An 18,594-nucleotide genomic window follows, 5' to 3' on the forward strand; every position below is an offset into this window, starting at 1 on the left:
GACCTGTGCTGTAAGGTCTCTCTCGGTAGCGTGTCCGAGCGGCCGAAGGAGCTCGCCTCGAAAGCGAGTGTGGCGCAAGTCACCGAGGGTTCAAATCCCTCCGCTACCGCTCATGTGAAGGGCCTCGCCGGTTGCGGCGGGGCCCTTCGAGTTTCTGCGACTCGGTCTCATCAATACGACGAAATGACTGGAACGGCGGCTACACTCACGCCCGGCAGCCAGGGGGATCAAGTCGCAGGGGAGGCGCGGTGGCGGTGCAGATCAAAAAAATCGCCGTCTACGTGCTCGTCGTGTTCGTGCTGTACGTGATCATCACGGACCCGGCCAAGGCGGCGGACTACGTGCAGCTAGGGTTCGAGGGCATATCCAACGCGGCGAAGGCCATCGGAGACTTCTTCACGTGGCTCGCCCACGGGGCCAAGTAGCCGCCCGCATCCCCCCAGGAGCGCGCGATGATCCGCCACTTGGTCCTGTTCAAGCTCAACGATGGCGTGAAGCCCGACGACGCGCAGGTGGTGGCCGGCGAGGCCGCGTTCGCCGCGCTCGCGGGCCGGATCGAGGACGTGAAGTCCTGGGAGCAGGGCTGGAACCTCTCCGACCGGCCCATCGCGTACGACTTCGCGATCAACTCGGCGTTCGCGGACGCGGAGGGGCTGAAGCGGTACATCGAGCACCCCGCGCACCAGGCCGGAGTGGCGCTGTGGCGTGAATTCGCGACGTGGATCGTCGCCGACTACGAGTTCTGAGGCCCCAACTCTCCCCGTTCGTCCTTCAACACGGCGTAATGCGGTGCTTGCACACAGTGGTGATGTCTTGTGATGCTATGACCGCTTTTGACGGATGAACGACGGATGATGAGGTGGCGTTGACCGTGTCGGCCAGTACTGCGCCACCCCAGGAGAGCGCGCCCGCGACAGTTGAGGAAACGGTTCCGGAGCCCGCGGAGCCGTCCGAGAGGCAGCGGCGCGGCGCGGACACCCGGGCCCTGACGACCGTCCTCTTCGGTCAGCTCAAGAACCTCATGCCGGGTACGCCGGAGCACCGCCGGGTGCGTACGGCGCTCATCGAGGCGAACCTCCCGCTCGTGCGCTACGCCGCCGCGCGGTTCCGCTCCCGCAACGAGCCGATGGAGGACGTCGTCCAGGTCGGGACGATCGGGCTGATCAACGCGATCGACCGGTTCGACCCCGACCGGGGCGTGCAGTTCCCCACCTTCGCGATGCCGACGGTCGTCGGCGAGATCAAGCGGTACTTCCGCGACAACGTTCGCACGGTCCACGTCCCGCGCCGGCTGCACGAGCTGTGGGTGCAGGTCAACGGGGCGACGGAGGATCTGACGACGGCGTTCGGCCGCACCCCCACGACCGCCGAGATCGCCGAGCGGCTCAGGATCGGCGAGGACGAGGTGCTGTCCTGCATCGAGGCCGGCCGCTCGTACCACGCGACGTCGCTGGAGGCCGCGCAGGAGGGCGACGGGCTGCCGGGGCTGCTGGACCGCATCGGGTACGAGGATCCCGCGCTGGACGGTGTGGAACACCGCGACCTCGTCCGCCATCTGCTCGTGCAGTTGCCGGAGCGTGAGCAGCGGATTTTGCTGCTGCGTTACTACAGCAATCTGACGCAGTCGCAGATCAGCGCGGAGCTGGGGGTCTCGCAGATGCACGTGTCGCGGCTGCTGGCCCGCTCGTTCCAGCGGCTGCGGTCGGCGAACCGTATCGAGGCGTGAGTCTGTTTTCTCCGGCGGCTGGCTGGGAATCGTAAGCAGGATCGATACGTCACCGGCGCGGGCGAATCGGCTCATCGGTTCTTTTGGGGCCGATTCGGGCTGAGACCTCGTCATACCCCTTCTGTGCAGGGCTGTTTCGTTAGTCACATGTCGACATGTCACTACAGCGTGTTGCCGACATGTGACATTCTGCCGGAAGCGCGTTTGCCGGGGCCTCGGCTCCGGTATTCAGGTGAAGGCTGACGTTCCGTCCGGGGCGTCCGCCGCGACCGTCCCGCGACCCAAAGGGGGTGGCATGTCCGCAGACCAGGGCAGCTCGAAGGTGCTCACGCTCGCGAAGAGCGCGTCCGCGCCCGTCGTGCCCGCCGAGCCGGACCCGCTCGACGACGTCACGGCCGACGTCCCGGCAGCACTCAACACCGGGCCGTCACCGGCGCTTCCCGCCCCCACGGAGGCCATCGACACCCGCACCCTGTCCCGCTCCCTGTTCCTGCGGCTCGCCGCGCTCGACGAGGACAGCCCCGAGCGGGCGTACGTCCGTGACACCCTCATCGAGCTGAACCTGCCGCTCGTGCGGTACGCGGCGGCTCGCTTCCGGTCCCGTAACGAGCCGATGGAGGACATCGTCCAGGTCGGCACGATCGGGCTGATCAAGGCGATCGACCGGTTCGACTGCGAACGCGGCGTGGAATTCCCGACGTTCGCGATGCCGACCGTCGTCGGTGAGATCAAGCGGTTCTTCCGGGACACGTCCTGGTCCGTCCGCGTCCCCCGCCGGCTCCAGGAGCTGCGGCTCGCCCTCACCAAGGCCAGCGACGAGCTCTCCCAGAAGCTCGACCGCTCGCCCACGGTGCCCGAACTCGCCGCCGTCCTCGGGGTGTCCGAGGAGGACGTCGTCGACGGGCTGGCCGTCGGGAACGCGTACACGGCGTCCTCGCTGGACTCTCCGGCGCCCGAGGACGACGGCGGCGAAGGGTCGTTGGCGGATCGGCTGGGGTACGAGGACACGGCCCTCGAAGGGGTCGAGTACCGGGAGTCGTTGAAGCCGCTGCTCGCCAAACTCCCGCCCCGCGAACGGCGGATCATCATGCTCCGCTTCTTCGCGAACATGACTCAGTCGCAGATCGGGGAAGAGGTCGGGATCTCGCAGATGCACGTCTCGCGGCTGCTCACGCGGACGTTGGCGCAGCTGCGGGACGGGCTCATCTCCGACTGACGTTTCGTTGCAGGGCAGTTGGGCCGCCGAGGGAGGCTTCGGTGGCCCAACTGCGTCTGCTACAGGCCCGAGTTCGTCCACCTGGCGACCAGGCCGTGCGCTGTGTTGTCGGGAGCGTCGATCGGGGTGTTCGCGGCGCCTTCGGCCGTGGCGATCTCGGTGCTGCGGGGGAACATGGCCTGTTCGTACTCGGTGAGTGCGGCCTCGATGTCGTCGGGGTGTGTGGCGAGGGCCTTGCCGAGGTCGGCGCCGTCCAGCATCGCCAGGTTGGCGCCCTCGCCGTTCGGGGGCATGAGGTGGGCGGCGTCGCCGAGCAGGGTCACGCCGGGGACCCGGTCCCACCGGTGTTCGGCCGGCAGGGTGTAGTAGGGGCGCAGGACCGGTGCGGTGTCGGTGTCGGTGATCAGCGCGGTGAGTTCAGGTGCCCAGCCCTCGAACTCCGCGGCGATCCGCGCGGTCGCCGCGGCGGCGTCGGTGAAGTCGATCTGGGCGAACCACTCCAGCGGCTCGCCCAGCGCCACGTACGCGTGCAGGGTGCCGCCGCTCTCCCGGTGCGCGAAGATCTCCCGGCCCGGCGAGGGCGCGATCAGCATCCCGCCGCCGACCGTCTTCGCGGCGACCGGGTGCCGGGTGTCGGCGTCGAACAGGTACGTCTCGACGAACGACGTGCCGACGTATATGGGGACGGCGCCGGAGAGCAGCGGCCGGACGCGTGACCAGGCGCCGTCCGCGCCGACCAGCAGGCTCGTGACGAGGGTGGTGCCGTCGGTGAAGGTCACCTCGTGGCGGCCGTCGCCGAGGGCACGGACCTCGGCGGCCTTGCGGCCCCAGCGGACGGTGCCGGCCGGGAGCGAGTCGATCAGCATCCGGCGCAGTTCGCCGCGCATCACCTCCGGGCGCCCGCCGGTGCCGTCGTCGGCCTTCTCGAACACGACGGTCCCGTCCGTGTCGAGAACCCGCATCGCCTCGCGGCCCGCCAGTACCAGGGCGCGGAACTCGGCCGTCAAACCGGCTGCTTCCAGGGCGAGTTGCCCGTTGTAGTCATGGATGTCGAGCATCCCGCCCTGCGCACGCGCCGACGCGGACGGCTCCGCCTCGTGGACGGTGACCGGGATGCCGTGGACGTGCAGGACGCGGGCCAGCGTGAGTCCGCCGAGTCCGGCGCCGATGATCGTGACCGGGGTGTGCATGGTGGCTCCCTCGGGATCGGGCCGCCGCGCGGTGAGCGGCGACCGGCTGTCCCTGAAAGGTGCCAGCCCCCGCCGACGGCCCACCGACATCCGGCCGACAGGCCCGACAGGGCTCCGACACGGCGCCGACGGACCGCAAAGGCGGTGCCTTCAGGCGTGGTTCAGCCGTGGTTCAGCCAGAGAACGAACCCGGCGACGACGAGCAGCACGGGTGCGAAGACCCCGCCGACGCCCGGAGCGCGTCGGGTGACGGCACACCACAGCCCCATCCCCACGGCGGGGATCCAGCCGCCGAAGTAGAGGATCCAGCCGATCCGGTCACCGGCGTCGGTACGGAACGTGAAGAAGGTCAGGAAGGCGAGGAAGGCGAAGATCGCCGGTGACCCCCAGAGGGTGTCCTCGATCGACTGAGCTCGCGGTTTCGGCTTGCTGCTGGGAACAGACGAATCCTGGGGTGTCATGGCCCCGTCCTTTCTTCACCGGGTTCCGGTTCCTTCGGTCGCGGCGGTGGGGCCGCTGTGAAGTATCGCCTCGCAGCCGCCCGCCCCGTATCCGCCGACCGACCCCCTCCACTCGGCGGATCCCCTTCCCCCAGAAGGCATCGCCCCTGGTCCGGGGCTGTTTGCGTATTCTTTGCGAGACCGCTTTACCGACAGTGCAGGGCTGGGGGGAACACCATGCGGGTGTTGCTGGCGATGGACGATCTCGGGCTGAGAACCCGGGTGCAGACACAACTCGCGTACGTACACGGCGACCCGGGTGCGCGTCCGAACGGCTCCGGCAGCGGTACGGCTCGACGGTCCCCTTTGTCCCCGAGGGAGCAGGAGGTGCTGTCCCTTGTCGCGCGGGGTCTCACCAACATCCAGATCGCGAAGTCGCTCTATCTGAGTCCGACGACCGTCAAGGGCCATATCAGCATGATCCTGCGGAAGTTGGGAGTGGCGAACCGGGTACAGGCGACGGCCCTTTTCGCTGGGCAGATCACCGCATAGCTCCCGAGAGGAACCTCCCCATGTCCAGGCCCTCGCGCCTCACCAGCGGCGTGCTGTGCTCCGCCGTATCGCTCGTACTCGCCGCCACGGCGTCACTCACGGGCTGTTCGTCGCCGCCTTTCAGTACGGGAGAGAACGCGTACGACGTCGAGGAGCCGGTCACGGCGCTGCGGATCGACAGCTTCAACGGAGACATCGAGGTGGTTCCCGGCACCGGGGACACCGTCGAGGTCGTCGAGGCGTACGAGTACACCAAGGGCAAACCGAAGGTCCAGCACTCCGTCAGCGGTGGCGAACTGCTCCTGAGGAACTCGGGGTGCGACTCCGCTCTCATGTACGACAAGTGCGGGGTGGCCTACCGGGTGGAGGTACCCGCGTCCACGGTCCTGCGCCTGCGGACCGGCGGCGGTGACATCCACGCGGAGAACCTTTCGGGGAACGTCCACGCGGAGGTCGGGGGTGGCGATGTCACGCTCTCCTTCGCCGCCGCGCCGGACAGTGTCGACGCGCGTTCCGAGAGCGGCGACGTCACCGTACGCCTCCCCCGAGGGTCGTCGTACGCGGTGAACGCCACCGCTGAGGACGGGGAGCGCACCGTGGAGGTCGGAACGGCCGCTTCCTCCCCGAACCGGGTCCGGGTGCACTCAGAGTTCGGCGATGTCCGTGTGGTGCACGTGCGTTGACGGCGGCCCTGCCCTAGCTCGCGAGGAACTCCCCCAGTACTGCGGCGACTTCACCCGGCGAATCCATCGCGATGAGGTGTGCCGCCCTCTCGAACTCGACGAACCTCGCGCCGGGGATCTCCGTCGCGTACCTGCGGGCGATCTCCTGGAAGTCGGGGACGTCCAGCTTGCCGACGCCGACGAGGGCCGGGACGCGGAGGTCGGCGGGGTTCCCCTTGCCGGGGCCCTGGGAGTGTTCGCCGACGATGCCCTGGTTCTTCAGCAACGTCCGCATGGGGGCGCGGAGTTGGTCCGCCAGCCCCTCTCCCACCTCGCTCCAGCTCCGCGCGGGGCCGCGCAGCCACATGTCCAGGTTGAGCTGTACGGCGGCGTCCAGGTCACCCTTCTCCAGGGCGGCCGTCTCGATCGCGTCGTACTCGATCATGTCCGCGGACCAGTCGTACCCCGGCCAGGGCGCCGCCAGGATCGCGAGGGAGTGGACTCGGTCGGGGTGGGCGAGGGTGAAGTCGAGGGCGATCCGCCCTCCCCAGGACGCGCCCACGACGTGGACGCGGTCGTGGCCGAGGTGGGTCAGGAGGTGGGCCAGGTCGTCCGTTTCGCGGAAGGGGGCGGTGGGGGGTGCGGAGTCGCCGAAGCCGCGCAGGTCGTAGCGGATGACGGTGTGGGTCGCCGCGAGGGTGGGGGTGACCGCGTCCCACAGGTGGTGGTCGGTGACGCCGGCGTGGACGAGGACGACGGGTGGGCCGTCGCCGGTGGTGGTGTGGGCGAGGGGGGCGTCGCGTCTGTGCATGGGGGGATGATCTCAGGGGGAGCGGTGCGGCCGTCTCCGTCGGCTATAGTTGATCACGAGCTGGTCGCCGCAACTCCGGTTGGCTGGTTACGCGTTGGTGGTCCAAGGAAAGATGCCCCGCTTCCTGCGGGGAGATGCAGGTGCAAGGCCTGCCCGGCGCTCCATTCATTGCTCTGGCCGCAGGTGAATTCTGCGCGCCAGAGCAATTTGGCGTTGCCGTAACGGCGTTCGAGCCGCCAGCACCCGCGAGCAGAGCAGCAAGGTGGTCCGGGAACCCTTGTCGTCGGTCATGCCGTGTACAGCGACCGGCGCGCACGCACCACGTGGGCGGCGGTCAGGAGGGCGGCGGTGGCGGTGGTCAGGAGGAGGGCCGCGAGGGGTTCGGGGACGGGGTGCGGGGTGGGGGGCTGGAAGCTGCCCACGAAGTCCAGGTGGGGGTGGGCGATCGCCATCAGGAGGTTGCGGGGGTCGTAGGGGCCCAGGACCGGGAGCAGGAGGAAGGCGGCGAAGAAGGGCGGCAGGACGGGCAGGGGCCGGCCTGCGAGGAGGGCTGTGCTCATGCCGAGGAACGCGAAGAGGAGGCTGGTGAGCAGCAGCATGCCGAGGGTGGGCAGGGCGGACCACGGGGAGAGGTCGGCGGGGATCTCCATGCGGCGCGCGTCGACCCGGTCGTACGCCGTCAGGTACAGCGCCGTACTCGTCAGCAGGGTGACGGCGAACGCGGCGGCGGTGAGGGCGGTGGTGACCGCCGTCAGGGTGAGCGCCTGGGAGGCGAACAGGCGGCCGGGGCCCTCCCGTACCGCACGGAACTTGAGGGTCTTGTGGTGGGTGTCGCGGGTGGCCGCGATCGCGCCGTAGGCGAAGAAGACCAGGGGAGCGACGACGAAGCACAGGACCTGGAGGAGGTTGACGGCGCCCTGGAAGGGCTGGAGGCCCGCGAGTGCCTGCCCGGCGTGCTCCCAGGTGTCCCGTAGCGGGTCGTCGGTGGGGTCACCGCCCCGGCCGATCGCGCGGTCGAAGGTGTAGCCGCCCTCGCCGCGCAGGTAGGCCCACTCGCGCCAGAGGCTGTCGACCGCACCGCGTGCCGTGGAGTACGCGCCGAACGCGAAGACCGAGGCGACCGCCGCGAAGCAGACCAGGGTGTACAGGAGGTACCGGGAGGCCCACTGGTAGCGCAGGTCAGTGCGGACGGTGCGGAGGGTCCGGACGACGGGCGAGGTAGGCGTCCTCCAGGCGGTCTCCGGCGGAGTGGTCGAAGTCAAGTCTGCTGAGCCCGTTCTCGGAGAGGGCGAACACGTCGTCCGCCACCCGGTCGTAGAAGTCGAATTGGTGGCCTGACGCGATCAGGACGCAGTCCTCTTTGAGGCGGGTGAGGGCGCTGCGGAGCCACTGGAGGCTGTCGTAGTCCAGCCCGTTGGCGAGTTCATCGAGGACGACATACCCGGGGCGGGCGAGCAGCAGGGCTGCCGTGTACAGCTTCTTGCGCTGGCCGTAGGACAGGGCTCGGGCCTGCTTGCGTACGGTCCCCCGGTCCAGGACACCGTCGGCGACGGTCCGCACGTCCTCCCAGGTCACCTTGGCCCCGGTCAGGAAGCGCAGGTTCTCCAGGCCGGTCAGATGCGGGTACAGGGCGCAGTCGTCGAAGACGGGGAAGACGCGGTCACGGACATCCGTCAGCGGCCTGCCGCCGAACTCGACACTCCCCTCGTAACTCTCCAGCCCCGTCACGCACTTGAAGAGGGTGGTCTTGCCCGCGCCGTTGGGCCCCAGGAGGTAACTCACCCTGCCGGTACGGAAGTCGGCGTTCAGGTCGGCCAGGACCGTGTGGTCGCCGTAGGTCTTGGTGAGGGATCTGATGCTGATCATCTGTGGTCGGCCCGTCGCATGTGGACGCCGGGGGCGGGGAGCGCTCCGGAACGCTCCCCGCCGCCCGCCGCGCGCATGCCGTGGCGTCAGCCCTTCCAGTTCCAGGAGCCGGACTTGGTGCCCGAGAAATAGTGGGTGTAGTCCTTCGAGTACACCTTCACGTCACCCCACGGCGTGGGGATCCCGGCGCCGATGGTGTTCTTGGCCCGCCATTTGTGGGTGCCGGAGTCGGTCTGGTAGCGCGTGATGCCGCCGTTCTTGGCGATGTTCGGGAAGACGTGGCCGTTCTCCTGCCACCCGTCCGACGAGGTGACCTTGCTGCCGTTGTAGCCGAAGTACACGGTGTCCCTGGTCCACATCAGGGTGCTGCCCCGTTTGAACTGCGCCTTCTTGTACTTGGTCGCGGCAGCGGCGGCCAGCGTGCGGGGCCGTTCGTCGTCGTAGAACTCCTCGGGGAGTTCCGCGTCACCCGTCTCCTGGGGGACGACAACGGCGTCGGCCTCCGGTTCGTCGGTGAAGGCCGCGAGCTGCTCCGGCTCCAGGAGGCCGGGGTCGACGGCCTCTCCGTCCTCGCTGACCGCGATGGGGACGTCCGTGTCGGTCGCGAAGGCGACGGCTGCCGGTGAGACGACGGCAAGAGTGAGGCCGCAGGTGGCCGCGAGGGTCACTAAGTGCTTGCGCACCCGATCTCCGTTCGGTGGGCATGGTCATTCACCAACGCCCCCCGTTTCAGGCGTTGTTGACCATGTCTGTGCAAACAACCGTAATGAGATGACCAAGTGCGTTCAGTTAGGTGGATCACGATTTTTCCGTGAATCCGTCACTTCTTGGTGCACGAGCGGGCCGGTGAGGGCATGGGAACGAGCCCCGCCGCGATGCCCGGCAGGGCTCGTGGGCCGGTCGTTTCTACTTGAAGGCCAGCCAGGCGACCGCCGCGATGACCACGACGGCCGCCACGATGCCGAGGATCAGGCCGGTGCGGGGGCCGGAGGAGGTGTTGGGGGTGGCGGCCGGGGACGACGCCTGGGGGGCGCCCTCGTCGACGAACGCGCGGAACATCTGGGTGCTGCCGGCGGGGTCGTAATTGCCCTGCGGGTTCTGGTTGTTAGCCATGCGTCGAGAGGTTAGCGAAGAGGGAGGTGGGGGCCCAAGCCGGGGGCTTCGGGTAGGGGGGTGTTTACTTTCGCGATACTTGCCTTTGCCAAGTTTTTGGTGATCGAACCTCTCCATTTATTTGCCTGTAGCAACCAACTGGTCCTACGGTTGCTTAAGGCAACGATGATGGGAGGTGGAGAGGGTGCCCGGACAGGGGCAGTTCGAGGAGTTGGCCCGGCAGCTGAGTGCCGTGGGCGCGGTCAAGCGGGAGCTGGAGCGGATTCTGCCGCAGGACTGCCCTGGCGGGTCCGCGGCGGTGCTGGGGCTGCTCGGGCGCTACGGGGAGATGCGGATGACGCACCTCGCGGAGCTGCTGGCCGTGGACATGTCCGTGAGCAGCCGGCACGTCGCTCACCTCGTGGAGCGCGGATGGATCGAGCGGGGTGCCGACCCCGCGGACAAGAGGTCCCGGATCCTGCGGCTCACCCCGGCGGGACGACAGAAGCTCGCGGAGTTGTCGCGGCGGAGCGTGGAGTTGCTCGCCGACCGGCTGGACGACTGGTCCGAGGCGGACGTCGAGCAGCTGACCCGCCTGTTGACCCGGTTGCGCGACGGGTTCGGGGAGTGCAGGCAGGGGAGGCCGCAGCACGCCCTCCGGATCGAGCCCCAACCCCCACCCCCCACCCGAGCCACACACCTCACCCGTACACCCACGACCACCTAAGAGAAGGAACCCCATGGCCACCACCACACCCCCCGGTGTGCGGGCGCACAGCAAGCACGGCGGACCCAAAGCGCACGAGCACGCCCCCATGTCCCACCGCCAGATCCTGGAGGCCCTCTCCGGCCTGCTGCTCGGCATGTTCGCGGCGATCCTGTCGTCGACGATCGTGTCGAACGCGCTGCCGGAGATCATCAAGGACCTCGGCGGCGGGCAGTCCGCGTACACGTGGGTCGTCACCGCCGCCCTGCTCTCCATGACCGCGTCCACCCCGATCTGGGGGAAGCTCGCGGACCTGGTCAGCAAGAAGCTGCTGGTCCAGATAGGCCTGGTCATCTACATCGTCGGGTCGGTCGTCGCCGGCCTCGCGCCGAACTCCGGTGTGCTGATCGGCGCCCGGGTCGTGCAGGGTCTCGGTGCGGGTGGCCTCACCGCGCTCGCGCAGATCATCATGGCCGCGATGATCGCGCCGAGGGAGCGGGGCCGGTACTCGGGGTACCTGGGAGCCACGTTCGCGGTCGCGACCGTCGGCGGCCCGCTGATCGGCGGGGTCATCACCGACACCAGCTGGCTCGGCTGGCGCTGGTGCCTGTACGTGGGTGTGCCGTTCGCGCTGATCGCTCTGGTGGTGCTCCAGAAGACGCTGCACCTGCCGGAGACGAAGCGTGCGGTGAAGGTCGACTGGACCGGCGCGTTCTTCATCACCGCCGCCGTCAGCCTGCTGCTCATCTGGGTCACTTTCGCGAACGACAAGTACGACTGGCTGTCGTGGCAGACGTACGTGATGGTCGGCGGATCGGTGCTGCTGGCCGCGCTGTTCATCTTCACCGAGACGAAGGCATCCGAGCCGATCATCCCGCTGCACCTCTTCCGCAACCGGACCATCACCCTCGCCTCCGTCGCGTCCCTGTTCGTCGGTATCGCGATGTTCTCCGGCACGGTGTTCTTCAGCCAGTACTTCCAGCTCGCCCGCGACAAGTCCCCGACGATGTCCGGGGTGTTGACGATCCCGATGATCGCCGGCCTCTTCGTCGCCTCGACCGTCTCCGGCCAGATCATCACCAAGACCGGCAAGTGGAAGGCGTGGCTCGTCACGGGCGGCGTCCTGCTGACCGCCGGGCTCGGACTGCTCGGGACGATGCGGTACGACACCGCGTACTGGCAACTCGCCCTGTTCATGGCCGTCATGGGTCTCGGCCTCGGCATGATGATGCAGAACCTGGTCCTCTCCACCCAGAACCAGGTGGCCCCGCACGAACTCGGCGCCGCCAGCTCCGTCGTCACCTTCTTCCGCTCCCTCGGCGGCGCGGTCGGCGTGGCCGCGCTCGGGTCCGTGATGTCGACCCGGATCACGCACTACGCCAAGGACACGATCACGTCCCTCGACCCGCAGTCGCAGCTCGCCGCCGCGAAGGCGAGCGGGTCCGGCGCGATCCCCGACATGAACTCCCTGCCCGCGCCGATTCGGAACTGGCTGGAGAGCGCGTACGGGCACGGCATCGCCGACGTCTTCCTGTACGTCGCCCCGATCGCGCTCCTCGCGTTCTTCGTCACGCTGTTCATCAAGGAGGTTCCGCTGCGGACGAGCGGGGCGCTCGCGCAGGCGGCGGCTCGGAGCGAGGCTCCCGCAACGCCGGTGACGACGCCGTCGTGGGCCGAGGCCGAGGAGAAGGTGCCCGCCCTCGCCGGAGCAACCGCCGTACAGGCAACGCCTGTTGCCTCCATCGGCAGCAGCTCGGACGACGCCCCCGGCACCCCCGTCCACGGCCACGTCCGAGGCGCCGAGAACACCCCCGTCCCGCACGCCGCCGTCACCCTCATCTCCCTCACCGGCCGCCAACTCGGCCGCGCGGTGGCCCAGTCGGACGGCTCCTACGGCGTCGAGGCGCCCGGCGCCGGCTCGTACGTCCTGATCGCCTCGGCGGACGGCTTCCAGCCGCAGGCGGCGACGATCGTCGTGAACGGTGAGCCGGTCGCGTACGACATCCTGCTCAGCGGGACCAGCGGCCTCGCCGGCGTCGTCCGCGCCGCGACGAGCGGGGACGGCGTCAAGGACGCGATGGTCGTCGTCACCGATGTGCGCGGGGAGCTGCTGGCCACCGGCACGACCGGGGAGCAAGGTGCCTTCTCCTTCGGGGAGTTGGTGCCGGGCACGGTGACCGTCGCCGTCAACGCGGACGGGTTCCGGCCGCGCGCGCTGCCCGTCGAGATCGGGGGCACCGGGGTGACGCGCGTGGAGGTCGTCCTCGACGCGGGCGTCCACCTCCAGGGTGTCGTCCGCGCCCCGCACGGTCCGCTCGCCGACGCGCGCGTGACGCTGGTGGACGCGGCCGGGAACGTCGTCGGGACCTCGACGACCGGGACGGACGGCGCGTACGCCTTCTCCGACCTCGACAGCGGGGAGTACACCGTCATCGCGACGGGGTATCCGCCGGTCGCCGCCGGGCTGACGGTCGCCGGGCGCGGCGTCGACGGCCACGACATCGAACTCGGCCACCCGGGCGAGTGAACGAGCGTTGAGCAGGGGCCCGGGGCGGGACGGCCACCCCGGGCCCCTTTTCATTCCTGAGGAGTTGTGACATGGCGTTGAGCGCCAGAATCCGGACGAAGGACGGCTGGGCGGTGTCCCACGCGGTCGTGACCGTGGCCGACATGACCGGGACGCAGGTGCTGCGGGCCGAGGCGGACGACGACGGTGTCGTCCGGGACGCGACGCCGCTGGCGCCCGGTGCGCACACCGTCATCGTGACGGCCGTGGGGTATGCGCCGGTCGCGTCGACGGCGTTGGTGACGGCGAGTGGACGCGCCGAGGTGGGGAACGTGACGCTGGCCCGGCAGGGCGGCACCGAGTTGCCGCCGCCCGGGGTGTGGACCGTCGACCCCGTGCACTCCTCCGTGGGGGCCGTGGCCCAGCATCTCGGGATCTCCAGTGTGCGGGGGCGGTTCACCGAGTTCACGGCGACGATCGAGGTCGCGCCGGACGACGTGGCCAAGTCCCGTGTGGAGGCGGTGATTCGGGCGGCGTCCATCGACACGGGGAACGCGCTGCGGGACGAACATCTGCGGTCGCCCGATTTCCTGGACGTCTCGGCGTATCCCGACATCACCTACCGGTCCGGCGGGTTGACCGTCGCCGGGGACGACCGGTGGGTCGTGCACGGGGAGTTGGGGATGCGCGGGGTCGTGCGGGACGTCGATCTCGAACTCTCCTACCTCGGGACCGGGGCGGATCCCTGGGGCGGGACCCGGGCCGCGTTCCGGGCCGTCGGGGAGTTGCGGCGGGAGGACTTCGCCATGAACTACAACCAGGTCGTGGCTGCCGGGATCGCCGCGATCGGGACGACGTTGCGGGTCGAGCTGGAGGTGCAGGCCGTCCAGGGGGAGTCACTGCCGGGGGCGTGAAGGCGTTGCTTCTACGCTGAGGCCATGGCATCGAACATCGCTACCAACACGCCCGTCTCCCTCGAAGAGCTGCTCGACTTCGTACGGCCCCGGCACCGCGCCCTGCTGATCACCCGGCGCGGGGACGGGGGCCCGCAGGCCTCTCCGTTGACCTGTGGCGTGGACGACTCCGGCCGCATCGTCATGTCCACGTACCCCGAACGGGCCAAGACGCGGAACGCGAAGCGGGACGAACGGGTCAGCGTCGTCGTCCTGAGCGACGAGTGGAACGGGCCGTGGGTCCAGGTCGACGGGGTCGCCGAGGTCATCGACTCCCCCGACTCCGTGGAGCCGTTGGTGGAGTACTTCCGGAACATCTCCGGGGAGCACCCCGACTGGGACGAGTACCGGGAGGCGATGGTCCGGCAGGGCAAGTCCATCATCCGGATCACCCCCGAGAAGTGGGGGCCGGTGGCGACCGGCGGCTTCCCGGCGCGGCTCGCCACGCCGGACGCCTGAACGTCAGGCGCGGTCCATCATCGCCTTGATGCCGGCCAGCAGCAGGTCCAGCGCGAACTCGAAGTCCCTGTTGTGCATCTCGACGATCGTCGCCGCGCCCCGCGCCTCCACCAAGTCCCTTGTCTCCTCCGCCATTTGCGTCATGTCCTCACTGGAACGGAAGAGTTCGAGGGACTGTCGGTAATATTCGTCCGGCGCCAGGCCCGACTCTGACGTCTGGGCGAAGAAGTGGGCCTCCATCGTGCCGAATCCGTAGACGAACTGGAAAACGGCCGCGATGACGCCGGTGAGGTTCTCGACGGGCAACTCGGTTCTACGAACGGCCTGTTGAACCGCTCGGGCGAATTCGAGCGAGTTGGGACCGATGTTGAGATACCGGCCCCCGAGAGGTGACGCCCAGGGGTGCCGGACCAGCAACGTCCGGTACCAGGCGGCCAGTTGGCGCAGCTCCGGCTGCCAGTCGTCGGCCCGGGGGAGGGGGACCTCGCCGTAGACGTGATCCAGCGCCAGTTCGAGGAGTTCGTCCTTCGTCTCGACGTACCAGTAGACCGACATCGCGGTGACGTTCAGTTCCGCCGCCAGCCTCCGCATGGAGAACTTGTCGAGACCCTCGGCGTCGAGGAGGCGGACGGTGGCGGAGGTGATGCGGGGGCGGTCGAGGTTGGTGGGCTGGGTGGACCTACGTCGGCGCTCCTTGTCGGCGAGCCACACACTTTGCCTGGTCACGGGGCCACCTCCTGAATTTTCCGGTAACTGCAACACCCTAAGGGGCGCGAGGCTGTGTCGATTTGCGGCCACCGCCGCCACTAAACAGAAAGCTCCTCCCCCTCGGGCGTCTTGTCACCAGCCGCCCGCCTCAACAGAACCCCCGCGACCACACCCCCCAGCACCACAGCCCCCGCCCCCACCAACTGTCCTTCCCGCAACCCCTCTTCCAACTCCGCGGACGACGTCAACACCGCCCCCAGCACAGCGACCCCCAGCCCCGCCCCGAACTCCGCCACCATCCCGTTGACCCCCGCCCCCACCCCCGCCCTGGCCGGCGGAATGGAACTCATGATCGCGTGAGCCATCGCAGGGCTCGCGACAGCGGTCCCCGCCCCGATCATCACCAGCCCCGCCAACGTCCCGGCATACCCCCGCTCCCCCGACACCCCGATGGACACGAGCCCACCGCCCATCACCACCATGCCGGCCAGAATCGACACCGGCCCGCCGAACTTCCCGGTGATCCGCGCGGCGATCCCCGTGAAGTTGAGCAGCACGACGGTCACAGCAAGCGGCACCGTACGCAGTCCCGCCTCCAACGGCCCATATCCAAGGACGAGTTGGAGATGCTGGGTCAGCAGGAACAACGCACCCCCCATCCCGAACGTCACCAGCACCGCCCCGGCGACCGCCCCCGTGAACTCCCGGTTCCGGAAGAACGACAGATCGAGCATGGGGTGGGGAATCCGGCTCTCCCACCAGGCGAACCCCGCGAGAACGACCACGGCGACACCCCCGCTCCCCAACACCCGCGCCGACAGCCACCCGTGCTCCGGCCCCGAGATGATCGTCAGGACGAGCGACGACATCCCGACCGTGGAGAGCAGCGCGCCGAGCAGATCGGGCCGGTCCCCCTGAGGGTTCTTGGACTCGGGCACGAGAGCGACGACGGCGATCAACGCGACTGCGGCCACCGGGAGGTTGATCAGGAAGATCGCGCCCCACCAGAAGTGCCCCAGCATGAACCCCCCGACCAACGGCCCCGTCGCGAACCCGAGCGAGTTCACCGCCGCCCAGATCCCGATCGCCCTGGGCTGCTCCTCCGGCGGGAAGATCTGCATCGCCACCGCAAGGGTCGTGGTGACGAGGAGGGCCCCACCGACCCCCATCCCCGCCCGGGCGGCGATGAGTTGACCGGTGGAGGAGGCGAGCGTGGCGACGAGTGAGCCGGCGCCGAAGAGGACGAGGCCGGCCAGGAGCATCCGCTTGCGCCCGTACCGGTCGGCCGCACTGCCCGCCGTGAGGAGAAGGCCCGCCTGGACGAGGGAGTACGCGTTGACCATCCACTGGATGTCCGCGGTGCTCGCGCCCAACTCCGCCTTGAGGGAGGGGATCGCGACGTTCAGGACGGTGTTGTCGAGGAGGACGGTGAGTTGGGCGAGGGCGATGACGCCGAGGATGAGCCAGCGTTGGGGGTGGGGCTGGATGGGGGGTGCGGGGGTCGTCGTCGACATGCTGTACACCGTATAAGTAACCCTGTACACCGTACAAGGCCGTACGGTGTACAGGGCGCCGTCCTCTTCGTCGGCTAGCTGCTCGCCTTCTGCGTGAGGTCGTAGAACGTGGCCGAACCCACCGTCACCTTCTTGAAGTTGGCCTCGACCCAGGAGGTGATCTGGGACGACGTACCGGCGGAGGAACCGCCCCTCATCCCGCCGCCGAAGCCGTCGGAGCCACCGGAGATGAAGTAGTGGATCTTCCCTTCCTCCACGTACCGCTTGAACTGCGCCAGCGTCGGAGACGGATCCGTGCCGTTGAACCCACCGATCGACATCACCGGCTCACCGGTCGCCAGCTGATAACTCGCCGCGTTCTGCGCACCGACGGCCGCCGCGACCCAGGTGTACTCGGAACTGCCGGTGCCGAGCAGCTTCTTGGCCTCGGAGGTGACGCTCGCACCGTTGAGCAGCCCGCCGACGCCACCGCCACGACCCATCTCCCCGCCCATGCCGCCACCCATACGGCCACCCGGGAACCCTTGCGAATTCCCGTTCCCCTGCGGCCCGTTGCCCAACTGCCCGTTCCCTCGCAGCCCATTACCCCGCTGGCCCTGCCCAGGCATCCCACCCCCCATGCCACCCCGTATACCGCCCCCGCCAGGCCCACCACGCCCACCCATCACCGACGCCCCCGCAGGCCCCGCCGTGACGATCGACCCGACGTGCCCTTCCTGAAGCGTGCTGACGGTGTAGGCGGCCGGCCCCGCCAGCGCCGCAACGAGGCTCACCGAGGCGGCGGCCAGCGCGAGTTGGCGGCTGATGCGACCGGCGAAGACCAACCCCAGCGCCCCGACCAGCCCCCCGACCAGCACGACCCACTTGAGCCACGGCAGATAATCCGGCGTCCGGTTCAGCAGGACATACCCCCAGGCCGCCGCCGAGACAACCGCCCCGGCAAGGGTGATGGACGCCCAGACCTCCCCCCGCCTCTCCCACAACAGCCCCGCACCCATACCGACCATAGCCGCGATGTACGGCGCGAGGGCAACGGTGTAGTACTGGTGGAAGATCCCCGCCATGAAGCTGAAGACGACGGCGGTCATCAGCAGCGAGCCACCCCACACGAGGAACGAACTCCGCGTGACGGACGTCCTCTTGAGCCGCCGAGTCGCGACCAGCGCCGCCACCAGCAGAATCAGCGCGGCCGGCAGCAGCCACGAAATCTGCCCGCCGATCTCGGAGTTGAACATCCGGTCCCAGCCGGTCTCCCCCCACTGCCCGGTACGACCGCCACCACCCCCGCCGACGGACCCGGTCTCCTCACCGTTCAGCCGCCCAAGTCCGTTGTAGCCGAAGGTGAGTTCAAGGAACGAGTTGTTCTGCGACCCCCCGATGTAGGGCCGAGAGGACGCGGGCCACAGTTCGACGATCGCCACCCACCAGCCGCCGGAGACGACCAACGCCCCGGTCGCTGCGGCGAGTTGACCGAGCCGCCTCTTCAGCGGGACCGGCGCGCAGACCCCGTACACGGCGGCCGGCGCCGGCAGGATCAGGAACGCCTGGAGCGTCTTCGCGAGGAACGCGAACCCGATCGCGACCCCGGCCCACAGCAGCCACTTCGTCCGGCCGTCCTCCAGCCCACGGACGACGAGATAGCAGGCCACCGCCATGAGCAACGCCAGCAGCGCGTCCGGGTTGTTGAACCGGAACATCAGCGCGGCGACCGGCGTGAGCGCCATGACGGCACCTGCGATCAGCCCCGCCGCCGGGGAGAACCGGCGCCGGACCGCCGCGTACACGACGGCGACCGTCCCGACCCCCATCAGCACCTCGGGGACCAGGATCGCCCACGAGTTGAGCCCGAAGATCCGCACGGACAGGGCCATCGGCCACAGCGCGGCGGGCGGCTTGTCCACGGTGATGGCGTTCGCCGCATCCAACGACCCGAAGAAGAACGCCTTCCAGGACTGCGAGCCGGCCTGAACCGCCGCCGAGTAGAAGGAGTTGGCGTACCCGGAGGAGTCGAGGTTGTAGAGGTAGAGGAGGAAGGTCGCGACGAGAAGTCCGTGGAAGGCGGGCCGGACCCAAGCCGGATCGTCGGCCCGACCCCGCCAAAGCCTCTGCCAACGCCCCTTCTCACCAAGTGAGTTGGCCTCGGCGTGCGCCGGAATCTCCGCACGTTCACCCTGGAGCGTCGTCATCACCGCT

The 18,594-nt window shown here is 69.0% G+C and carries 20 protein-coding genes and 1 tRNA gene; 11 read left to right on the forward strand and 10 right to left on the reverse strand.

Features of this window, described 5'->3' with window-relative positions; translation table 11 throughout:
* The first annotated feature begins 24 nt into the window (after nucleotides 1-24).
* From ACVNF4_RS02265 to ACVNF4_RS02285, 5 genes are all read left to right on the forward strand, one after another.
* Nucleotides 25-109, forward strand: a tRNA-Ser gene (locus ACVNF4_RS02265).
* A 145-nt stretch (nucleotides 110-254) separates the two neighbouring features.
* A complete protein-coding gene (locus ACVNF4_RS02270; protein WP_461800949.1) occupies nucleotides 255-425 on the forward strand; it encodes a hypothetical protein in 171 nt (56 codons plus the stop codon).
* A 27-nt stretch (nucleotides 426-452) separates the two neighbouring features.
* A complete protein-coding gene (locus ACVNF4_RS02275) occupies nucleotides 453-746 on the forward strand; it encodes a Dabb family protein (RefSeq protein ID WP_461800917.1) in 294 nt (97 codons plus the stop codon).
* 113 nt (nucleotides 747-859) lie between these two features.
* Nucleotides 860-1,726, forward strand: coding sequence for an RNA polymerase sigma factor SigF (locus tag ACVNF4_RS02280; protein ID WP_461800918.1), 867 nt, complete (start codon nucleotides 860-862; stop codon nucleotides 1,724-1,726).
* A 295-nt stretch (nucleotides 1,727-2,021) separates the two neighbouring features.
* Nucleotides 2,022-2,942, forward strand: a complete 921-nt coding sequence (locus ACVNF4_RS02285) for an RNA polymerase sigma factor SigF (protein ID WP_461800919.1) — start codon at nucleotides 2,022-2,024, stop codon at nucleotides 2,940-2,942.
* A 59-nt stretch (nucleotides 2,943-3,001) separates the two neighbouring features.
* On the opposite strand, the gene ACVNF4_RS02290 is transcribed toward ACVNF4_RS02285, so the two are convergent.
* Nucleotides 3,002-4,132 carry an FAD-dependent oxidoreductase gene (locus ACVNF4_RS02290; RefSeq protein ID WP_461800920.1) on the reverse strand — a complete coding sequence of 377 codons (1,131 nt, stop codon included), beginning with the start codon at nucleotides 4,130-4,132 and terminating at the stop codon, nucleotides 3,002-3,004.
* Nucleotides 4,133-4,293: 161 nt separating this feature from the next.
* Nucleotides 4,294-4,593, reverse strand: coding sequence for a hypothetical protein (locus ACVNF4_RS02295; RefSeq protein ID WP_461800921.1), 300 nt, complete (start codon nucleotides 4,591-4,593; stop codon nucleotides 4,294-4,296).
* A 234-nt stretch (nucleotides 4,594-4,827) separates the two neighbouring features.
* Here ACVNF4_RS02295 and ACVNF4_RS02300 point away from each other — a divergent pair, with 234 nt between their 5' ends.
* A complete protein-coding gene (locus ACVNF4_RS02300; protein WP_461800947.1) occupies nucleotides 4,828-5,124 on the forward strand; it encodes a helix-turn-helix domain-containing protein in 297 nt (98 codons plus the stop codon).
* Nucleotides 5,125-5,144: 20 nt separating this feature from the next.
* On the forward strand, nucleotides 5,145-5,807 hold the full coding sequence (locus tag ACVNF4_RS02305) for a DUF4097 family beta strand repeat-containing protein (protein ID WP_461800922.1): 663 nt from the start codon (nucleotides 5,145-5,147) through the stop codon (nucleotides 5,805-5,807).
* A 13-nt stretch (nucleotides 5,808-5,820) separates the two neighbouring features.
* On the opposite strand, the gene ACVNF4_RS02310 is transcribed toward ACVNF4_RS02305, so the two are convergent.
* The 5 genes from ACVNF4_RS02310 to ACVNF4_RS02330 form a co-directional block, all read right to left on the reverse strand.
* Nucleotides 5,821-6,597, reverse strand: a complete 777-nt coding sequence (locus tag ACVNF4_RS02310; protein WP_461800923.1) for an alpha/beta fold hydrolase — start codon at nucleotides 6,595-6,597, stop codon at nucleotides 5,821-5,823.
* 287 nt (nucleotides 6,598-6,884) lie between these two features.
* The gene (locus tag ACVNF4_RS02315; protein WP_461800924.1) at nucleotides 6,885-7,859 is read right to left on the reverse strand and encodes a hypothetical protein; all 975 of its coding nucleotides are present in this window, start codon (nucleotides 7,857-7,859) and stop codon (nucleotides 6,885-6,887) included.
* Nucleotides 7,777-8,463, reverse strand: coding sequence for an ATP-binding cassette domain-containing protein (locus ACVNF4_RS02320; protein ID WP_461800925.1), 687 nt, complete (start codon nucleotides 8,461-8,463; stop codon nucleotides 7,777-7,779). Before ACVNF4_RS02320 ends, ACVNF4_RS02315 begins: the two co-directional genes overlap by 83 nt.
* Before the next feature lie 86 nt (nucleotides 8,464-8,549).
* Complete coding sequence (locus tag ACVNF4_RS02325) at nucleotides 8,550-9,146, reverse strand: hypothetical protein (RefSeq protein WP_461800926.1); 597 nt, start codon at nucleotides 9,144-9,146, stop codon at nucleotides 8,550-8,552.
* A 223-nt stretch (nucleotides 9,147-9,369) separates the two neighbouring features.
* Nucleotides 9,370-9,576: a hypothetical protein gene (locus ACVNF4_RS02330; RefSeq protein ID WP_461800927.1), complete on the reverse strand. Its 207-nt coding sequence runs from the start codon at nucleotides 9,574-9,576 to the stop codon at nucleotides 9,370-9,372.
* A gap of 184 nt (nucleotides 9,577-9,760) precedes the next feature.
* Between ACVNF4_RS02330 and ACVNF4_RS02335 the strand changes: the two genes are divergently transcribed.
* From ACVNF4_RS02335 to ACVNF4_RS02350, 4 genes are all read left to right on the forward strand, one after another.
* A complete protein-coding gene (locus ACVNF4_RS02335; protein ID WP_461800928.1) occupies nucleotides 9,761-10,282 on the forward strand; it encodes a MarR family winged helix-turn-helix transcriptional regulator in 522 nt (173 codons plus the stop codon).
* Nucleotides 10,283-10,370: 88 nt separating this feature from the next.
* The gene (locus ACVNF4_RS02340) at nucleotides 10,371-12,788 is read left to right on the forward strand and encodes an MFS transporter (protein ID WP_461800948.1); all 2,418 of its coding nucleotides are present in this window, start codon (nucleotides 10,371-10,373) and stop codon (nucleotides 12,786-12,788) included.
* 71 nt (nucleotides 12,789-12,859) lie between these two features.
* Entirely contained in the window at nucleotides 12,860-13,681 is an 822-nt protein-coding gene (locus ACVNF4_RS02345) for a YceI family protein (RefSeq protein ID WP_461800929.1), read from the forward strand.
* A 24-nt stretch (nucleotides 13,682-13,705) separates the two neighbouring features.
* A complete protein-coding gene (locus tag ACVNF4_RS02350; RefSeq protein WP_461800930.1) occupies nucleotides 13,706-14,179 on the forward strand; it encodes a PPOX class F420-dependent oxidoreductase in 474 nt (157 codons plus the stop codon).
* A gap of 3 nt (nucleotides 14,180-14,182) precedes the next feature.
* Here ACVNF4_RS02350 and ACVNF4_RS02355 read toward each other — a convergent pair whose 3' ends face one another.
* From ACVNF4_RS02355 to ACVNF4_RS02365, 3 genes are all read right to left on the reverse strand, one after another.
* Nucleotides 14,183-14,905, reverse strand: a complete 723-nt coding sequence (locus ACVNF4_RS02355) for a TetR/AcrR family transcriptional regulator (RefSeq protein ID WP_461800931.1) — start codon at nucleotides 14,903-14,905, stop codon at nucleotides 14,183-14,185.
* 80 nt (nucleotides 14,906-14,985) lie between these two features.
* The gene (locus tag ACVNF4_RS02360) at nucleotides 14,986-16,410 is read right to left on the reverse strand and encodes an MFS transporter (RefSeq protein WP_461800932.1); all 1,425 of its coding nucleotides are present in this window, start codon (nucleotides 16,408-16,410) and stop codon (nucleotides 14,986-14,988) included.
* A gap of 65 nt (nucleotides 16,411-16,475) precedes the next feature.
* The gene (locus ACVNF4_RS02365; protein WP_461800933.1) at nucleotides 16,476-18,587 is read right to left on the reverse strand and encodes an ArnT family glycosyltransferase; all 2,112 of its coding nucleotides are present in this window, start codon (nucleotides 18,585-18,587) and stop codon (nucleotides 16,476-16,478) included.
* Between the last annotated feature and the right edge of the window lie 7 nt (nucleotides 18,588-18,594).

The sequence above is a fragment of the Streptomyces sp. S6 genome (genome assembly GCF_054880855.1).

Bases quoted from the DNA above. Each gene is read 5' to 3' on its own strand.
- ACVNF4_RS02285 (WP_461800919.1), top strand. From the start codon at position 2,022: ATGTCCGCAGACCAGGGCAGCTCGAAGGTGCTCACGCTCGCGAAGAGC.
- ACVNF4_RS02340 (WP_461800948.1), top strand. From the start codon at position 10,371: ATGTCCCACCGCCAGATCCTGGAGGCCCTCTCCGGCCTGCTGCTCGGC.
- ACVNF4_RS02365 (WP_461800933.1), bottom strand. From the start codon at position 18,587: ATGACGACGCTCCAGGGTGAACGTGCGGAGATTCCGGCGCACGCCGAG.
- ACVNF4_RS02300 (WP_461800947.1), top strand. From the start codon at position 4,828: ATGGACGATCTCGGGCTGAGAACCCGGGTGCAGACACAACTCGCGTAC.
- ACVNF4_RS02345 (WP_461800929.1), top strand. From the start codon at position 12,860: ATGGCGTTGAGCGCCAGAATCCGGACGAAGGACGGCTGGGCGGTGTCC.
- ACVNF4_RS02330 (WP_461800927.1), bottom strand. From the start codon at position 9,576: ATGGCTAACAACCAGAACCCGCAGGGCAATTACGACCCCGCCGGCAGC.
- ACVNF4_RS02320 (WP_461800925.1), bottom strand. From the start codon at position 8,463: ATGATCAGCATCAGATCCCTCACCAAGACCTACGGCGACCACACGGTC.
- ACVNF4_RS02290 (WP_461800920.1), bottom strand. From the start codon at position 4,132: ATGCACACCCCGGTCACGATCATCGGCGCCGGACTCGGCGGACTCACG.
- ACVNF4_RS02295 (WP_461800921.1), bottom strand. From the start codon at position 4,593: ATGACACCCCAGGATTCGTCTGTTCCCAGCAGCAAGCCGAAACCGCGA.
- ACVNF4_RS02275 (WP_461800917.1), top strand. From the start codon at position 453: ATGATCCGCCACTTGGTCCTGTTCAAGCTCAACGATGGCGTGAAGCCC.
- ACVNF4_RS02305 (WP_461800922.1), top strand. From the start codon at position 5,145: ATGTCCAGGCCCTCGCGCCTCACCAGCGGCGTGCTGTGCTCCGCCGTA.
- ACVNF4_RS02310 (WP_461800923.1), bottom strand. From the start codon at position 6,597: ATGCACAGACGCGACGCCCCCCTCGCCCACACCACCACCGGCGACGGC.
- ACVNF4_RS02350 (WP_461800930.1), top strand. From the start codon at position 13,706: ATGGCATCGAACATCGCTACCAACACGCCCGTCTCCCTCGAAGAGCTG.